At 61.4% G+C, this 16,502-nt stretch carries 18 protein-coding genes; 13 read left to right on the forward strand and 5 right to left on the reverse strand.

Annotated features, from left to right (window positions below):
- Positions 1–8 precede the first annotated feature (8 nt).
- Positions 9–377, reverse strand: a complete 369-nt coding sequence (locus ACJ8MK_RS18290) for a hypothetical protein (RefSeq protein ID WP_033638420.1) — start codon at positions 375–377, stop codon at positions 9–11.
- The gene (locus ACJ8MK_RS18295) at positions 374–970 is read right to left on the reverse strand and encodes an NUDIX domain-containing protein (RefSeq protein ID WP_049196846.1); all 597 of its coding nucleotides are present in this window, start codon (positions 968–970) and stop codon (positions 374–376) included. The genes ACJ8MK_RS18290 and ACJ8MK_RS18295 overlap by 4 nt, the downstream gene beginning before the upstream one ends.
- Positions 971–1,067: 97 nt before the next feature.
- On the opposite strand from ACJ8MK_RS18295, the gene ACJ8MK_RS18300 reads away from it, so the two are divergent.
- From ACJ8MK_RS18300 to ACJ8MK_RS18310, 3 genes are all read left to right on the forward strand, one after another.
- Complete coding sequence (locus tag ACJ8MK_RS18300; RefSeq protein ID WP_049196848.1) at positions 1,068–1,823, forward strand: DeoR/GlpR family DNA-binding transcription regulator; 756 nt, start codon at positions 1,068–1,070, stop codon at positions 1,821–1,823.
- A 136-nt stretch (positions 1,824–1,959) separates the two neighbouring features.
- Positions 1,960–2,958: an adenosine deaminase gene (gene add, locus ACJ8MK_RS18305; RefSeq protein ID WP_033638417.1), complete on the forward strand. Its 999-nt coding sequence runs from the start codon at positions 1,960–1,962 to the stop codon at positions 2,956–2,958.
- A gap of 110 nt (positions 2,959–3,068) precedes the next feature.
- Positions 3,069–3,614, forward strand: a complete 546-nt coding sequence (locus tag ACJ8MK_RS18310; RefSeq protein ID WP_101426861.1) for an AAA family ATPase — start codon at positions 3,069–3,071, stop codon at positions 3,612–3,614.
- Between the two features lie 11 nt (positions 3,615–3,625).
- Here the strand turns inward: ACJ8MK_RS18310 and ACJ8MK_RS18315 are convergent, their stop codons facing one another.
- Positions 3,626–4,630, reverse strand: coding sequence for a bile acid:sodium symporter family protein (locus ACJ8MK_RS18315; RefSeq protein ID WP_101426860.1), 1,005 nt, complete (start codon positions 4,628–4,630; stop codon positions 3,626–3,628).
- A gap of 73 nt (positions 4,631–4,703) precedes the next feature.
- The gene (locus tag ACJ8MK_RS18320) at positions 4,704–5,744 is read right to left on the reverse strand and encodes an oxidoreductase (RefSeq protein WP_101426859.1); all 1,041 of its coding nucleotides are present in this window, start codon (positions 5,742–5,744) and stop codon (positions 4,704–4,706) included.
- Between the two features lie 231 nt (positions 5,745–5,975).
- On the opposite strand from ACJ8MK_RS18320, the gene ACJ8MK_RS18325 reads away from it, so the two are divergent.
- The 4 genes from ACJ8MK_RS18325 to rsxC all read left to right on the forward strand — a co-directional run bounded on the left by ACJ8MK_RS18325 (position 5,976) and on the right by rsxC (position 10,013).
- A complete protein-coding gene (locus ACJ8MK_RS18325) occupies positions 5,976–6,416 on the forward strand; it encodes a DUF2569 domain-containing protein (protein WP_019455945.1) in 441 nt (146 codons plus the stop codon).
- Positions 6,417–6,551: 135 nt separating this feature from the next.
- Positions 6,552–7,133 carry an electron transport complex subunit RsxA gene (gene rsxA, locus ACJ8MK_RS18330; RefSeq protein ID WP_004938443.1) on the forward strand — a complete coding sequence of 194 codons (582 nt, stop codon included), beginning with the start codon at positions 6,552–6,554 and terminating at the stop codon, positions 7,131–7,133.
- Positions 7,133–7,705, forward strand: coding sequence for an electron transport complex subunit RsxB (rsxB, locus tag ACJ8MK_RS18335; RefSeq protein WP_004938428.1), 573 nt, complete (start codon positions 7,133–7,135; stop codon positions 7,703–7,705). The genes rsxA and rsxB overlap by 1 nt, the downstream gene beginning before the upstream one ends.
- Positions 7,698–10,013: an electron transport complex subunit RsxC gene (gene rsxC, locus ACJ8MK_RS18340; RefSeq protein WP_414123827.1), complete on the forward strand. Its 2,316-nt coding sequence runs from the start codon at positions 7,698–7,700 to the stop codon at positions 10,011–10,013. Before rsxB ends, rsxC begins: the two co-directional genes overlap by 8 nt.
- Before the next feature lie 32 nt (positions 10,014–10,045).
- Here the strand turns inward: rsxC and ACJ8MK_RS18345 are convergent, their stop codons facing one another.
- Positions 10,046–10,939: a helix-turn-helix domain-containing protein gene (locus ACJ8MK_RS18345; protein ID WP_039566349.1), complete on the reverse strand. Its 894-nt coding sequence runs from the start codon at positions 10,937–10,939 to the stop codon at positions 10,046–10,048.
- A 24-nt stretch (positions 10,940–10,963) separates the two neighbouring features.
- On the opposite strand from ACJ8MK_RS18345, the gene ACJ8MK_RS18350 reads away from it, so the two are divergent.
- The 6 genes from ACJ8MK_RS18350 (at position 10,964) to dtpA (ending at position 16,484) form a co-directional block, all read left to right on the forward strand.
- On the forward strand, positions 10,964–11,308 hold the full coding sequence (locus ACJ8MK_RS18350; protein WP_442517965.1) for a hypothetical protein: 345 nt from the start codon (positions 10,964–10,966) through the stop codon (positions 11,306–11,308).
- Positions 11,305–12,390, forward strand: coding sequence for an electron transport complex subunit RsxD (rsxD, locus tag ACJ8MK_RS18355; RefSeq protein ID WP_049197119.1), 1,086 nt, complete (start codon positions 11,305–11,307; stop codon positions 12,388–12,390). The genes ACJ8MK_RS18350 and rsxD overlap by 4 nt, the downstream gene beginning before the upstream one ends.
- A gap of 9 nt (positions 12,391–12,399) precedes the next feature.
- Complete coding sequence (rsxG, locus tag ACJ8MK_RS18360) at positions 12,400–13,029, forward strand: electron transport complex subunit RsxG (RefSeq protein WP_033654762.1); 630 nt, start codon at positions 12,400–12,402, stop codon at positions 13,027–13,029.
- Positions 13,026–13,724, forward strand: a complete 699-nt coding sequence (locus ACJ8MK_RS18365) for an electron transport complex subunit E (RefSeq protein WP_033638408.1) — start codon at positions 13,026–13,028, stop codon at positions 13,722–13,724. The genes rsxG and ACJ8MK_RS18365 overlap by 4 nt, the downstream gene beginning before the upstream one ends.
- Positions 13,724–14,365 (forward strand): endonuclease III, encoded by a 642-nt coding sequence (gene nth / locus ACJ8MK_RS18370; protein ID WP_019455952.1) that lies wholly within the window; start codon positions 13,724–13,726, stop codon positions 14,363–14,365. Before ACJ8MK_RS18365 ends, nth begins: the two co-directional genes overlap by 1 nt.
- Before the next feature lie 604 nt (positions 14,366–14,969).
- Complete coding sequence (gene dtpA, locus ACJ8MK_RS18375) at positions 14,970–16,484, forward strand: dipeptide/tripeptide permease DtpA (protein WP_033638407.1); 1,515 nt, start codon at positions 14,970–14,972, stop codon at positions 16,482–16,484.
- Positions 16,485–16,502 lie beyond the last annotated feature (18 nt).

Genomic DNA, 16,502 nt, shown 5'->3' on the forward strand with positions numbered 1-16,502 from the left:
CCCCTGCGTTACCCCTGAACAGGCGGGATCTCCTCCAGGCGGCGATAGACCGTCAGGCCCCACTCGTTGGCCAGCCGCACGTCGTTATCGGCCCCCGCAGAGGCCCCTTCGATGCGATACACCGCCTGACACTGCGCAATCAGCCGATGGGCCACCGGGTAGAGAAACGCCTCGCTCACCGCATCGCCAACCTGCGTGGAACCCGCCGCGGCCGCCAAAGGCAGCGCCAACCACTCGCCGATCACCGGCACGTGCCCCCGCTGGTAAACCGCCAGCGCCGCCTGTTCCAGGCGCGCCAGATTGGCAGCGATACGCTGCGGATCGCCATCGGTGCCGCTGCGATAGGGGCCGGCGATCAGGATTTGTTGCGCTTTCATCGTTCTTCCTCCAACGTGCGGTTCAAGGCGACAAACTGCAGCAGCATGATGGTCTTGGCGTCAACGATCGTGCCCTGGCGAACCGCCTGCAGGGCTTGCGCCAGCGGCAGCTCGAGCACCTCCAGATCTTCCCCCTCCGCCACCACCCCGCCGCCCTCGTTGACGCGGTCGCCCGCCTGATATTCGCCGACGAAAAAGTGCAGCTTCTCGGTGACCGAGCCGGGGCTCATGTAGGCTTCGAACACCTTCTCCACGTTCTGCACGAAATAGCCGGTTTCCTCTTCCGCTTCGGCGCGGATGCGCGCCTCCGGCGACGCGTTGTCCAGCAGCCCGGCGGCGGCCTCAATCAACATGCCGTCATGGCCGTTGACGAACACCGGAAAGCGGAACTGGCGCGTCAGGATCACCGTTTGCGCCCGCCGGTTGAACAGCAAAATCACCGCGCCGTCGCCGCGATCGTAGGTCTCGCGACTTTGCCGCTGCCAAACGCCATCGCGCCGCAGAAAATCAAAGGTGGTTTTTTTCAGCAGGTACCAGTCATCGGACAACACCCGGGTTTCGACAATGCGAACCCTGTCTTTGGTGGCTATCATCGGTTTACTCCGCCAGAGGAAGGAAATTGATACTATCGTGCAATTTCGTGTATGATCAAGATATTTCGTGCAAAGCAAATTTGAGAGGAAAATGGCCATGTTGACCAGCCAGCGCAAGAAAATCATCCTGGAAAAACTGGCCCAGGATGGCCAGGTGTTGGCCAAGCAGCTCAGCGAAATGTTCGGGCTGTCGGAAGACACTGTCCGGCGCGATCTGCGCGAACTGGACGCCGAGGGGTTGCTGCAACGGGTACATGGCGGCGCCCTGCCGGTTTCCTCTGCCATTGCCAGCTTCGCCGAGCGCAATCAGTTGGAATCCGGCGCCAAACGCGCGATCGCCAAAGCGGCGGCGGCGCTGATCGCCCCCGGCCAGGTAGTGATTATCGATGGCGGCACCACCTCCGCCGAGGTGGTCAGGCAGCTGCCGCCCAACCTGAACGCCACCATCGTCACCCACAGCCCCAGCGTTGCCGTGGGCCTGGTCGATCACCCCACGGTGGAGGTGATCCTGATCGGCGGCCGGCTGTACAAGCATTCGATCGTCAGCGTTGGCGCCGCCGCGGTGGAAGCGATGTCGCATATTCGCGCCGATATCTATTTTATGGGCGTGACCGGCGTGCACCCCACCGCGGGGCTGAGCACCGGCGATCTGGAAGAGGCCTACATCAAGCGGGCGCTGGCGGCCCGCGCGGCGGAAACCGTGGTGCTGGCCTCCGCCGCCAAGCTTAACGCCGCCTCGCAGTATGCGATCGGCGATATTACGCTGGCGCATACCATCATCGTTGAACGCGCCACCGACGACGCATTGATCGCGCCGTTGCAGCAGGCGGGCGTCAGCGTGTTGAAAGCCTGATTCACGACGATAATGCGATAGATTTCGCATTATTTGTGATTCAAGTCACTTTTTTATGCAACGAGATGGCAAGTTTCATTCATTTGTTTTTATACTGTTCTGCACTTTACCTACGATAAATTAGCGAGTGCCCAGCATGATCGATCCCCGCCTACCGCTTACCGACATTCACCGCCATCTCGACGGCAACATCCGCGCGCAGACCATTCTCGACCTCGGTCGCCAATTCAATCTCGCCCTGCCGGCCAACGATTTGGAGAGCCTGCGCCCGCACGTGCAGATCACCCACGCCGAACCGGATCTGGTCAGCTTCCTGCAGAAACTGGACTGGGGTGTAGCGGTGCTGGGCGATCTGGACGCCTGCCGCCGGGTGGCCTACGAAAACGTCGAAGACGCCGCCAACGCCGGCCTGCACTACGCCGAGCTGCGTTTCTCCCCTTACTACATGGCGATGAAGCACCAGCTGCCGGTCGCCGGCGTGGTGGAAGCGGTGATCGACGGGATCCGTTCGGGCTGCCGCGATCGCGACATCGACATTCGCCTGATCGGCATCATGAGCCGCACCTTTGGCGAGGCCGCCTGTCTGCAGGAATTGGAAGGGTTGCTGGCGCACCGCGACGGCATTACCGCGCTGGATTTGGCGGGCGATGAGCTGGGCTTCCCCGGCAGCCTGTTCCTCAACCACTTCAACCGCGCGCGCGACGCCGGCCTGCGCATCACTGTGCACGCGGGCGAAGCCGCCGGCCCGGAAAGTATCTGGCAGGCGATCCGCGAGCTGGGCGCCGAGCGTATCGGCCACGGGGTGAAAGCGGTTGAAGATCCGGCGCTGATGGATTTCCTGGCGGAACACGGCATCGGCATCGAGTCCTGCCTGACCTCCAACATCCAGACCAGCACCGTGCCTTCGCTGGCGCAGCATCCGCTGGCCACCTTCCTGCGCCACGGCGTGCTGGCATCGATCAACACCGACGATCCGGCGGTTCAGGGCATCGAGATCGAGCACGAATACCGCGTCGCCGCGCCGCAGGCCGGGCTGACGCCGCAGGAAATCCGCACCGCGCAGGAAAACGGCCTGAAGCTGGCCTTCCTCAGCGAGCAGGAAAAACAGGCGCTGCGCGCCAAAGTGCAAGGTTAAATTCCTCCAAGGCGCCACACGGCGCCTTCTTCTCATCCCCCGTTTTCTTCCGCCTGCTCGTCTTTATCGCTGTTTTCACCCATAACTCTGCCGCACTAGAGGAATTTCTTATGTCTGACAAACTACGCCGCATCGTGCTGACCGGCGGCCCGGGTTCGGGCAAAAGCACGCTCATCGAGGTTCTTCATCGCCGTGGCTACCCGCATTCGCAGGAGGCAGGCCGGGCGATTATTCAGGAGCAGGTGAGTATTGGCGGCAATGCGCTGCCGTGGGGCGATCGCCAGGCCTTCGCCGAGCGGATGCTGGATTGGGAGCTGCGCTCATGGCGGGAAGCGACGGGCGCAACATGCTGGTTCTTCGATCGCGGCCTGCCGGATATCGCCGGTTACCTGACGCTGTGCGAGTTGCCGATCCCCGCTCCCTTAACCGCGGCGATCGGCGCTTTTCGCTATGCCGATACGGTGTTCATCGCCCCACCGTGGCGAGCAATCTACGCGCAGGACAGCGAGAGAAAACAATCTTTCGCCGAAGCCGAGCAGACCTATCGAGCTATGCTGGCCGTCTACCGCCGATCGGGCTATCGGCTGCAGGAACTGCCGCGCGCCTCGCCCGACGAGCGCGCCGACTTTCTGCTCGACGCGCTGGGCTGCCGTTAGCGGCCTGCGGTCTATTTGGCCGCCAGCGTTTCCGCCTCGGCCCGTTGTTTGGCGGTTTTACGCGCATAGCGCTGCGCCAGCACCGCGCACACCATCAGCTGCACCTGGTGGAAAATCATCAGCGGCAGCACCATGGCGCCCACCGCCGCGGCCGGGAACAGCACGTTGGCCATCGGGATGCCGTTCGCCAGGCTCTTTTTCGAGCCGCAGAAGACGATGGTGATTTCATCGGCGGTGTTGAAGCCCAGCCAGCGCGCCGCATAGGTGTTGATCACCAACACCACCGTCAGCAGCACCAGCGACATCACCAGGATGGTCAGCAGCGACCAGCCGTCGATACGTTGCCAAATCCCTTCCACCACCGCCGCGCTGAACGCGGTATACACCACCAGCAGGATAGACGAACGGTCGGTCAGGTTGATCAGCTTGCGATGGCGATCGACCCACTTGCCGATCAGCGGCCGCGCCAGATGGCCAACCACGAACGGCACCATCAGCTGCAGAATGATTGAACCGATGGCGTGCAGCACGTCGGTATTGCCGCCCTGGGTATGCATCAACGCCCCCACCAGCAGCGGTGACAGGAACACGCCAAGAATGCTCGACGCCGAGGCGCTGCAGATCGCCGCCGCCACGTTGCCGCCCGCCGCCGAGGTAAAGGCGATGGCCGATTGCACCGTGGCCGGCAGCGCGCACAGATAGAGGAAGCCGAGATAGACCGTCGGCGTCATGATGCCCGGCACCAGCAGATTCATCGCCAGCCCGAGCAGCGGGAACAGCGCAAAGGTGCTGAGGAACACCAGCAGATGCAGCTTCCAGTGGCTCATGCCGGCGACGATCGCCTCGCGCGACAGCTTGGCGCCGTGCATAAAGAACAGCAGCGCGATGGCGGCGGTGGTCAGGTGTTCAAAGAAGGTTTTCCAGATGCCTTCGCAAGGGAACAGCGAGGCGACGATCACCACCAAAATCAGAACCAGCAAAAATTTATCAATGCGCAAACGCTGCAACCAGGACATGAAACGGATTTCCTTGCACGTAAAGTCGTAAAAAGGCCCGACGTTGCGCCGGGCCACAGAGAAATAGACGGGCTCAGACCACCGGCAGCGCCTGCTGCAGCCGGGCCGATTCCAGCCCCAGTTCGATCAATGCCATCACCGCGATGGCGTCGGCGGCCGGCACCGGGTTTTCGCCGATGCCGGCGATCGCGTCGCGCACCGCGGCGTAATAAGCCGGGTAATTGCCGGGAATGTTGAGCAGCGGTTGCTCCGCCAGCAGATCGCCACGTGACAGCGTCACCACGCCGTCGCGCATGTCATAGCCCCAATCGGCCTGCGGCAGGCGCTCGCCGGCCTTCAGCCGGTCTTCCTGCGGGTCCAGGCCGTATTTGATATAGCTGCCGCGGGTGCCGTGCACCACGTAACGCGGGCTCTCCGCCGCCGCCAGCATGCTGGCGTGCAGCACCACGCGGCGATTGCCATAGCTCAGCAAGGCGTGGAAATAGTCCACCGCCTGCGCCCCCGGCCGCAATTCCCCCAGATCGACGAACAGCCGCTCGGGCTTGCCGAAGAGTTGCAGCGCCTGATCGAGCAAGTGCGGCGCCAAATCGTACCAGATACCGCTGCCGACGCCGCCCTGTTCACGCCAGCGCTGGCGCACCTGCGGCCGGTAGCGATCGAAATGCGACTCGAAATACACCACCTCGCCCAGCGCACCCTCATTCAGCAGCGCTTTCAAAGTAAGGAAGTCGCTGTCCCAGCGGCGGTTGTGGAACACCGACAGCAGTAAACCGCTCTGCTGCACCTGCTGTTGCAGCGCCTGCGCTTGTGACAATGTCACGGTAAACGGTTTATCCACCACCACATGCTTGCCGGCGGCCAGCGCCTGCTGCGCCAGCGGGAAGTGGGTGTCGTTGGGAGTGGGAATCACGATCAGATCGAGGGTGGGATCGGCGAACAGCGCCTGCGCATCGCCCACCACCGCCATCGACGGCCAGTCGGCGTGCACTTTGCCGGCATCGCTGCTGGCGACGGCGGCCAACTCCAGCCCCGGCGTACCGGCGACAAGCGGCGCATGAAAGGTTTTGCCGGCGTAGCCGTAACCGACCAGCCCGACACGAATTTTCTCAGCCATGGGATTTCCTCTTGCAGGCTCACGACAGACCTTTCGATTTGACACCATGCGGCCGGATGGAACAAGAAGTAAATGAGATGTTAATTTGAAGCGGGCTTAATACGGCGTCGAGTAGCCAAACGTGCTGCCACCCGCCGCGATGCCGAGCTATCCGGTTGATTGAGATGACGAAGCCGGTATTACCCGCTAAGCTATGCCGCCTGTGATCCCCGTTTCAATCAGGAAGCCTTTATGTCTCAAGCTGAATACTCTCGTATCGGCGGTTGGTTGCTGGCCCCGATGGCCTATCTGATCGTCACCCTGCTCAGCGCCAGCCTGATGCTGCTCCTGTACGCCATGGCGATCTTCATGCCCGAATCGCGCGACTACCTGCTGACCAACGCCCAGGCGTTTACCCTGCAATGGTACTTTTCGGTGCTGACCACGCTCTTGATGTGGTGCTTCACCCTGTGGCTGCTGTGGCTGTTTTGCCAGCGCTCGCAGCGCTTTCCCAAACTGTTCTTGCTGTGGCTGCTGATCACGGTGCTCCTGGCGGTGAAAGCCTTCGCCTTCGCGCCGGTGCCGGATGAAGTGGCGGTGCGCAGCCTCGGCTGGCCGCTGCTGATGGCGGCGCTGCTGGTGCCTTACATCAAGCGCTCGCAGCGGGTCAAAGGCACCTTTACCGAACGTTAAGGGCGGTTGCAGCACGTTTTATCGGGTATTTTGTGTAAATTTTCGCCAAAAAAGGCAATACCCCTGCGATTCATATGTTGTCGTCCGGCCGCCGATTCCCGATAATAGGCGGCTTTTATTTTTTTAGGCATCGCAATGACCGAATACCTGCTCCTGTTTGTCGGCACCGTACTGGTGAACAACTTCGTTCTGGTGAAGTTTCTTGGCCTGTGCCCGTTCCTCGGCGTTTCCAAGAAGCTGGAAAGCGCCATCGGCATGGGAATGGCCACCACCTTCGTCATGACGCTGGCCTCCGTCAGCGCCTGGGTGATCAACACCTTTATTCTGGTTCCGCTGGATCTGGTGTACCTGCGCACGCTCTCCTTCATTCTGGTGATCGCCGTCGTCGTGCAGTTCACCGAGATGGTGGTGCGCAAGACCAGCCCGGCGCTCTACCGCCTGCTGGGCATCTTCCTGCCGCTGATCACCACCAACTGCGCGGTGCTTGGCGTGGCGTTGCTTAACGTTAACCTCGGCTACAACTTCCTGCAGTCCGCCGTGTACGGCTTCAGCGCCGCCGCCGGTTTCTCGCTGGTCATGGTGCTGTTTGCCGCCATTCGCGAACGTCTGGCGGTCGCCGACGTGCCGGCGCCGTTCCGCGGCTCCTCGATCGCACTGATCACCGCCGGGCTGATGTCGCTGGCCTTTATGGGCTTTACCGGGCTGGTGAAATTCTAATGACTGCGTTGTGGATAGCTATCGCGGCTTTAAGCGCGCTCGGGCTGCTGTTCGGACTGGTGCTGGGCTACGCCGCGCGCCGTTTTGAGGTGGAGGAGGATCCGGTCGCCGAGCAGGTCGACGCGATCCTGCCGCAGAGCCAGTGCGGCCAGTGCGGCTACCCCGGTTGCCGCCCCTACGCCGAGGCGGTGGCCAACGGCGAGATGATCAACAAATGCGCGCCGGGTGGCGAACAGGTGATGTTGAAACTGGCGGAGCTGCTCAACGTCGAGCCGCAGCCGCTGGGCAGCGAAGCCGCCGCCGAACCGGAGCGTAAAGTGGCCTATATCGACGAGGCCAACTGCATCGGCTGCACCAAGTGCATTCAGGCCTGCCCGGTGGACGCCATCGTCGGCGCCACCCGCGCCATGCACACCGTCATCACCGACCTCTGCACCGGCTGCGACTTGTGCGTCGCCCCTTGCCCTACCGACTGTATTGAAATGAGACCGGTCGCCACCACCACCGCCAACTGGAAGTGGGACATGAAGACGATCCCGGTGCAAGTGATCCACGTGGAGCAACATGCTTAATCTGTTCGCCGCCTTTAAAAAAGACCGGATCTGGGATTTCAACGGCGGGATCCATCCGCCGGAAATGAAAACGCAGTCCAGCGGTGCGCCGCTGCGTGTCGCTCCCCTGCCCAAGACCTTTATCATTCCGCTGCAGCAGCATCTGGGGCCGGAAGGCGAGCTGTGCGTCAATGCCGGCGATCGGGTGTTGAAAGGCCAGCCGCTGACCGTCGGCCGCGGCCGCACCGTGCCGGTTCACGCCCCGACCTCGGGCACCGTCAGCGCCATCACGCCGCACATCACCGCGCACCCTTCCGGGCTGACGGAGCTGTGCGTGATTATCGAGGCGAACGGCGAAGACCGCTGGTGCGAGCGCGATCCGGTGGCTGACTACCGCCAAGCGCCCGCCGCGGATCTGATTCAACGTATTCATCAGGCCGGCATCGCCGGTCTGGGCGGCGCCGGTTTCCCGACCGCCAGCAAGCTGCAGGGCGGCATGAGCGGCGTGGAAACGCTGATCCTCAACGCCGCCGAGTGCGAGCCTTACATCACCGCCGACGATCGCCTGATGCAGGAACATGCCGATCAGATCGTTGAAGGCACGCAGATCCTGCAACATATTCTGCGACCCAAGGTCACGCTGATCGGCATCGAAGACAACAAACCGGAGGCGATCGCGGCGCTGAAGCAGGCGTTGCGCGGCCAGTCCGGCATTGCGCTACGCGTTATCCCCACCAAATACCCGTCCGGCGGCGCCAAACAGCTGACCAAGATCCTGACCGGCAAGGAAGTGCCGCACGGCAAGCACTCCTCTGCCATCGGCGTATTGATGCAAAACGTCGGCACCGCCTTCGCCATCAAGCGAGCGATCGTCGACGGCGAACCGCTGATTGAGCGCGTAGTGACCCTGACCGGCGACGCGATCGAGCACCCGGGCAACCTGTGGGCGCGCATCGGCACGCCGGTGCAGCACCTGCTTGACTTCGCCGGTTTCCGCCCGCAGGCGCAGCAGATGGTGGTCATGGGCGGCCCGCTGATGGGCTTTACCCTGCCTGCGCTGAACGTGCCGATCGTCAAGATCAGCAACTGCATTCTGGCGCCGACGGTCGATGAAATGACACCGCAGGAGCCGGAGCAGTCCTGCATCCGCTGCGGCCTGTGCGTAGACGCTTGCCCTGCCGGGCTGCTGCCGCAGCAGCTGTACTGGTTCAGCCGTGGGCAGGAGCACGACAAGGCGCGCAACCATAACCTGTTCGACTGCATTGAATGCGGCGCCTGCGCGTTCGTCTGCCCCAGCAACATCCCGCTGGTACAGTACTACCGTCAGGAAAAGGCCGAGATCAAGGCTATCGATCTGGAAGCGGCGCGCGCCGCCGAGGCCAAGGCGCGTTACGAAGCCAAGCTGGCCCGCCTGGAGCGCGAGAAGCTGGCGCGCGAAGAGCGGCACAAAAAAGCCGCCGTCAAACTGACCGACGACGATCAGGGTGCGGTGCAGGCCGCGCTGGCGCGCGTGCGCAGCAAGAATGCCGAAGCGGCGGTTACGCCGGTCGACGGCCAGCAGCCGGATAACAGCGAAATGATCGCCGCCCGCGAAGCGCGTAAAGCGCAGGCGCGTGAACGCCGCGCCCAGTTGGCGGCCGAGGCGGAAAAAGAGGCGCCACCGGCGGCCTCCGGCGACGACGCGCGCAAAGCCGCCGTGGCCGCGGCGCTGGCCCGCGTGAAAGCGCGCAAGGAAGCGCCGGCCGCAGACAGCACTGCTCCGGCAGCAGCAGAGAACGATCCACGTAAGGCGGCGGTCGCTGCCGCCCTGGCGCGCGTCAAAGCCAAAAAGGCAGAGCAGCAGGCAGATGCCCCTGCAGCGGCGGAAACGGCGCCGGCAACCGCCGAAGAAGATCCGCGCAAGGCGGCGGTCGCGGCGGCCATCGCCCGCGCCAAAGCCAAAAAGGCAGAGCAGCAGGCGGACGCCCCTGCACCGGCGGAAACGGTGCCGGCAACCGCCGAGGAAGATCCGCGCAAGGCCGCGGTCGCTGCCGCTCTGGCGCGTGTCAAAGCCAAGAAAGCGGCGCAGCAGACGGATGCCCCTGCAGCGGCGGAAACGGCGGCGGCAGCCACCGAGGAAGATCCGCGCAAGGCCGCGGTCGCGGCGGCTATCGCCCGCGCCAAAGCCAAGAAAGCGGCTCAGCAGGCGGATGCCCCTGCAGCGGCGGAAACGGCGGCGGCAGTCACCGAGGAAGATCCGCGCAAGGCGGCGGTCGCGGCGGCTATCGCCCGCGCCAAAGCCAAAAAAGCCGCCAGGGAATCGCTGGCGGCGGAAACGGAAGACAAATGATGACAGCGGCGCCTGGCTGACGCCGGCGCCGTTTAATCGATAGAGATCAGGTAGGTGTAATCCACATCAATCTGGCGCAGTTTGGATTCCGGATTCCACTCTTTGGTTTGAATGATCTCCATTTCCATACTGCCGCGCACTTCATCCTTCAGCCCCGGCATTACATGCGACATCAGGTAGCCGAAAAACTGCAAACACTCTTTCGCCGAACCCTTATGGTTGATGGAGATAAACTCGCGGCTCGGCAGATGGAAAGTGTCGATTTGATAGTTGGAAAGAATATCTTTTTTGTGTTCAGGATCGACCGCCATCACCAGCGTGGATGAGAGCTCGTCGCCCTCCCCGGCATGAGGGGAGTAGATGCTGTAAATCCGCCGACAGTCGACGTGCAGCCCCTTGAAGAAGTCGTTGAAAATCTCGTCCTTCATCGCCATGCAGGAAGAGTACTCCAGCTCCTGTTCGGAGGCGAAATCCAGCCGGCGCGTGAAACCGACCAACTGCATCTCGGGCAGCGTCAGCCGCTTCACTTCCGGGTAATAACCGGCGCCGTAGCTGGCATCGAAGTTAAAGCGCGGCATCAGGTTTTTCACGTCCCAGTGCGTCATCGATCGGTAGCGATTGGGCGTGGTGCCGAAGCGCTGCTTGAACATGCGGGTAAAGGTCTGCTGAGAGTCGAAGCCCAGCTCATCGGAGATGTCGATGATCGAGCGACGAGTAATGCGCAGCGCCACCGCGGCGCGCGTCAGGATACGCGAACGGATGTAGGTGGCGAGTTGAATGCCGGTAATACGCTTGAATTTACGCTGCAGATGCCACTTGGAATAGCCCGAAATACGCGCGACTTCATCCAGGTTTGGCCGTTTCTCCAGATGTATCTCCACCCACTCAATTAGCTCTTCAATAAAAAAAATGTCTTCATTTGTCATTATTATGGGTTCACTGACTCAATAATGTTCGCGATAGTAACCTACACGGATTATGTGAAAGTTGTTATTTTGTGCGGAAATCTGGTGAAAAATGATATTTCATTCATACGGTTAACCCATTTATTGCGGTCGATGGCGGCACAAGTTCCACTGACAATTCCTCACGTTAGCCTATTTTCCGGCCAAAAAAAAATCAAATCGCGCCGTCCCGATCGCCAGATGCGCGGAAAGCCGAATACCCCTATCATTAAGGCGTATTACCCTCGCATCGAATCAGGTAGAATGCTCGGCTATTATTTTTGCCGCGCCCGCAATTCGGCGCATCGAAACTGCCGCAGGCGCGGCGCAGAAGGTATCGTTACTCTATGAAGTTCAGGCCGGTATCACCCACAGCCGCCAAAGGCTTACACATCGCCAGCTCGCCGTTCACCCACAACCAGCAAAGCACCAGCCGCATCATGCTGTGGGTGATGCTGGCGTGCATTCCCGGCATCGCGGCGCAGATTTGGTTCTTCGGCTACGGCGTATTGATTCAGGTGGCGCTGGCGGCGATCGTCGCGCTGGCCGCAGAAGGCGCGATCCTCAGGCTGCGCAAGCTGCCGGTGCGCAGCCGGCTGGCGGATAACTCCGCCCTGCTGACCGCCCTGCTGCTCGGCATCAGCCTGCCGCCGCTGGCCCCGTGGTGGATGATCGTTATCGGTACCTTCTTCGCCATCGTCATCGCCAAGCAGCTGTACGGCGGCCTCGGGCAGAACCCGTTCAACCCGGCGATGGTCGGTTACGTGGTGCTGCTGATCTCCTTCCCGGTACAGATGACCAGCTGGCTGCCGCCGGATGAGCTGCGCGCCACCGCGCTGTCGCTCCACGACACGCTGCTGGCCATTTTCAGCGGCCATACCTCGCAAGGCGCGACGCTGCACGAACTGCAGATGGGCGTGGACGGCATCAGCCAGGCCACGCCGCTCGACGGCTTCAAAACCGGCCTGCGCAGCGGCCACAGCGTGGAACAGGTGTTACAGCAGCCGCTGTTCGGCGGCGCGCTGGCCGGCATCGGCTGGCAATGGGTCAACCTCGGCTTCCTGGCCGGCGGCCTGTTTATGCTGGCGCGGCGCCTGATCCATTGGCAAATCCCTTTCAGCATGTTGGCCGCCATCGCCTTCTGCTCCGGCCTTGCCTGGTGGATCGATCCGGCGCATCAGGCTTCGCCGCTGATTCACCTGTTCTCCGGCGCCAGCATGCTGGGCGCGTTCTTTATCGCCACCGATCCGGTCAGCGCCTCCACCACGCCGAAGGGCCGCCTGATCTACGGCGCGCTGATCGGCATGCTGGTCTGGCTGATCCGCGTCTATGGCGGCTACCCCGACGGCGTGGCTTTCGCCGTGCTGCTCGCCAACATCACCGTCCCGTTAATCGACCACTACACGCAGCCGCGCGTGTACGGCCATCGCTAAGGAGCCGCCATGCTGAATTCCATGAGAAAGCACGGCACCACGCTGGCGGTGTTCGCGGCGGTCACCACCGGCCTGACCGCCGTGGTCTATACCTTGACGAAAGGCACCATCGCCCATCAGGCGGCGCTGCAGCAAAAAGCGTTGCTCGATCAGGTGGTGCCGCCGGAAAACTACGACAACATTATGCAGAACGAATGCCTCCTGGTCAGCGATCCGGCGCTGGGCGACGGCGCGCCGCACCGCTTGTACCTGGCGCGCAAAAACGGGCAACCGACCGCCGCCGCGCTGGAAACCACCGCGCCGGACGGCTACTCCGGCGCCATCAAGCTGCTGGTCGGCGCCGATTTCAACGGCACGGTGCTCGGCACCCGCGTGATTGAACACCACGAAACCCCGGGGCTGGGGGACAAAATCGAACTGCGCATTTCCGACTGGATTTCCTTCTTCAGCGGCAAGAAAATCGAAGGCCCGGACGATAAGCGCTGGGCGGTGAAGAAAGACGGCGGTATGTTCGATCAGTTCACCGGCGCTACCATCACCCCGCGTGCGGTGGTCAATGCAGTGCGCCGCACGGCGTTGTATATGGAAACGCTGCCGCCTAAACTTGAAAGCTTACCTGCGTGTGGAGCCGCCGAATGAGTGAAGCCAAAGAATTGATCGTCCAGGGGTTGTGGAAGAACAACTCCGCCCTGGTGCAGCTGCTGGGCATGTGCCCGCTGCTGGCGGTGACCTCCACCGTCACCAACGCGCTCGGCCTGGGGTTGGCCACCACCCTGGTTTTGGTCTTGACCAACGCCTCGATTTCCGCGGTGCGCCGCTGGGTGCCGAGCGAAGTGCGTATTCCGATCTACGTGATGATCATCGCCGCGGTGGTGAGCATCGTGCAGATGCTGATCAACGCCTATGCCTTCGGTTTGTATCAGTCGCTCGGGATCTTTATTCCGTTGATCGTGACCAACTGCATCGTGGTCGGCCGTGCCGAAGCGGTGGCGGCGCGAAAACCGGTCGGCCTCTCGGCGCTGGACGGTCTGGCCATCGGCCTCGGCGCCACCGGCGTGATGGTGACGCTGGGCTCGATGCGAGAACTGTTGGGCAACGGCACGCTGTTCGATGGCGCCGACCAGCTGCTGGGCGGCTGGGCCAAGTCACTGCGCATCGAAGTGGTGCATTTCGACAGCCCCTTCCTGCTGGCCATGTTGCCGCCGGGCGCCTTTATCGGCCTGGGGCTGCTGCTGGCGGTCAAATATCTGATCGACGAAAAAATGAAGGCGCGCAAAGCCCGCGCCGTGGCGGTGGAACCGCTGCTGGAACAAGGACGTGCTGAGAAGGCCTGATGAACAAGCAGAAGCGACTGGAAATTCTGACCCGGCTGCGCGACAACAACCCGCATCCGACCACCGAACTGGTGTACACCACGCCGTTTGAACTGCTGATCGCGGTATTGCTGTCCGCACAGGCCACCGACGTCAGCGTCAACAAAGCGACCGCCAAGCTTTATCCGGTCGCCAACACCCCCGCCGCCATGCTGGCGCTGGGGGTTGATGGCGTCAAGGAGTACATCAAGACCATTGGTCTGTTCAACAGCAAGGCCGAAAACGTGATCAAAACCTGCCGCATGCTGCTGGAGCTGCACGGCGGCGAAGTGCCGGAAGATCGTGCCGCGCTGGAAGCGCTGCCAGGCGTCGGCCGCAAGACCGCCAACGTGGTGCTCAATACCGCCTTCGGCTGGGCGACCATCGCCGTGGACACCCACATCTTCCGGGTGTGCAACCGCACTCACTTCGCGCCAGGCAAGAACGTCGATCAGGTGGAAGAGAAGCTGTTGAAGGTGGTGCCCGCCGAATTCAAGGTCGATTGCCACCACTGGCTGATCCTGCACGGCCGCTATACCTGCATCGCGCGCAAACCGCGCTGTGGCTCCTGCATTATCGAAGACCTGTGCGAGTATAAAGAAAAGGTTTATCCGGAATCCTGAGTCTGTTGGGTGCGGCAAACCGCACCCGTCGCCACCTCTCCCCCCGCCAGCGCCTCTTTTTTATCGGAAATGTGATATCGCGCAGCAGTAACCCCGGCAATTTCGAGGTTTTCAGTGAAAAGCTCAGTGCCGTGTTATTTTCAAGCGAAAAATTAGTCGAAAATTGCGGTGAACGTCACGCTTTCAGGATCACAAGGCGTTCACAAATGCCAGTCTCGTTTTCCCAAATTTCTATAATTTTACAAAACGCGCCATGTGCACAACATTCCAACGGATTAATAACCTCACCTACACTGATGCGCTAAAAAATAGCAATTCAGCAGAATATATCCCTGTTTAAAATTCGTATAGCTTTTAATCAAAACAAAAAATCGGCAAACCATTAAAACCCGAAAGTTAATACTGCATAACATTTGCAACATCGCGGCATAATCCTGCGGGCGTTAAATGTAACCGAATATGACAAACTGCTTGCCTCGTTGACAAAGATAGTGAACATTAACCGCCGTCCCCATCCTATAACAACGCAAAAGGATGCCGTTCCGCATCAACTTTTGTACTTTCCCGTCCTCCAAAGACGGGCTGCGAAAAAACAGAGGTACCAGTGTCAACAGCAAACAACCAACATCCGGAGAGCGTTAGCCTTAACGCGTTCAAACAACCGAAAGCGTTCTATCTGATCTTCTCGATCGAACTGTGGGAGCGTTTCGGCTACTACGGCCTGCAGGGCATCATGGCGGTTTATCTGGTCAAGATGCTCGGCATGAGCGAAGCCGACTCCATCACCCTGTTCTCTTCCTTCAGCGCCCTGGTATACGGCTTCGTCGCCATCGGCGGCTGGCTGGGCGACAAAGTGCTGGGCGCCAAACGCGTGATCGTGCTCGGCGCGCTGGTGCTGGCCGCCGGTTACGCCATGGTGGCTTACTCCGGCCACGACATCTTCTGGGTCTACATGGGCATGGCGACCATCGCCGTGGGCAGCGGTCTGTTCAAGGCCAACCCGTCCTCCCTGTTGTCCACCTGCTATGAGAAAGACGATCCGCGTCTCGACGGTGCCTTCACCATGTATTACATGTCGGTGAACATCGGTTCCTTCTTCTCTATGCTGGCCACTCCGTGGCTGGCGGCGAAATACGGCTGGAGCGTGGCGTTCTCGCTGAGCGTGGTCGGCATGCTGATCACCCTGGTCAACTTTATGATGTGCCGCAAGTGGGTGAAGGAAAACGGTTCCAAGCCTGACTTCAAGCCGCTGCATCTGCCGAAACTGCTGATGGTGCTGGTCGGCATCGTGGCGTTGATCGCCGTGTCCAGCTGGCTGCTGCACAACCAGGTGATCGCGCGCTGGGCGCTGGCCCTGGTTTCCGCCGGCATCGTTCTGGTGTTCGCCAAGGAAACCTTCGCCCTGCACGGCGCCGCTCGCCGCAAGATGATCGTCGCCTTCCTGCTGATGCTGGAAGCGGTGGTGTTCTTCGTGCTGTACAGCCAGATGCCAACCTCGCTGAACTTCTTCGCCATCCACAACGTGGAACACAGCATCTTCGGCGTCGCCTTCGAGCCGGAGCAGTATCAGGCGCTGAACCCATTCTGGATCATGCTCGCCAGCCCGATTCTGGCGGCGCTGTATAACAAAATGGGCGATCGCCTGCCGATGCCGCACAAGTTCGCTTTCGGCATGATCCTCTGCTCCTGCGCCTTCCTGGTGCTGCCGTGGGGCGCCAGCTTCGCCAACGAACAGGGCATCGTGTCGGTCAACTGGCTGATCCTGAGCTACGCGCTGCAGAGCATCGGCGAGCTGATGATTTCCGGCCTGGGTCTGGCGATGGTGGCGCAGCTGGTGCCGCAGCGCCTGATGGGCTTCATCATGGGCTCCTGGTTCCTGACTACCGCCGCCGCCGCGCTGATCGCCGGTAAGGTTGCCGGTCTGACCGCCGTCCCAAGCGACATCAACGACGCGCACGCTTCGCTGGCCATCTACAGCCATGTGTTTATGCAGATCGGTATCGTCACCGCCGTCATCGCTATCCTGATGATGCTGACCGCGCCGAAGCTGTATCGCATGACGCTGGACACCACCGAAGACGCCAATCAGAAAGCGCAGGAAGCCACCGCGGCTCGCTGATCGCCGGCAGATTGAGAC

Source organism: Serratia sp. CY38905, assembly GCF_052168875.1.
Lineage (GTDB): Bacteria > Pseudomonadota > Gammaproteobacteria > Enterobacterales > Enterobacteriaceae > Serratia > Serratia sarumanii.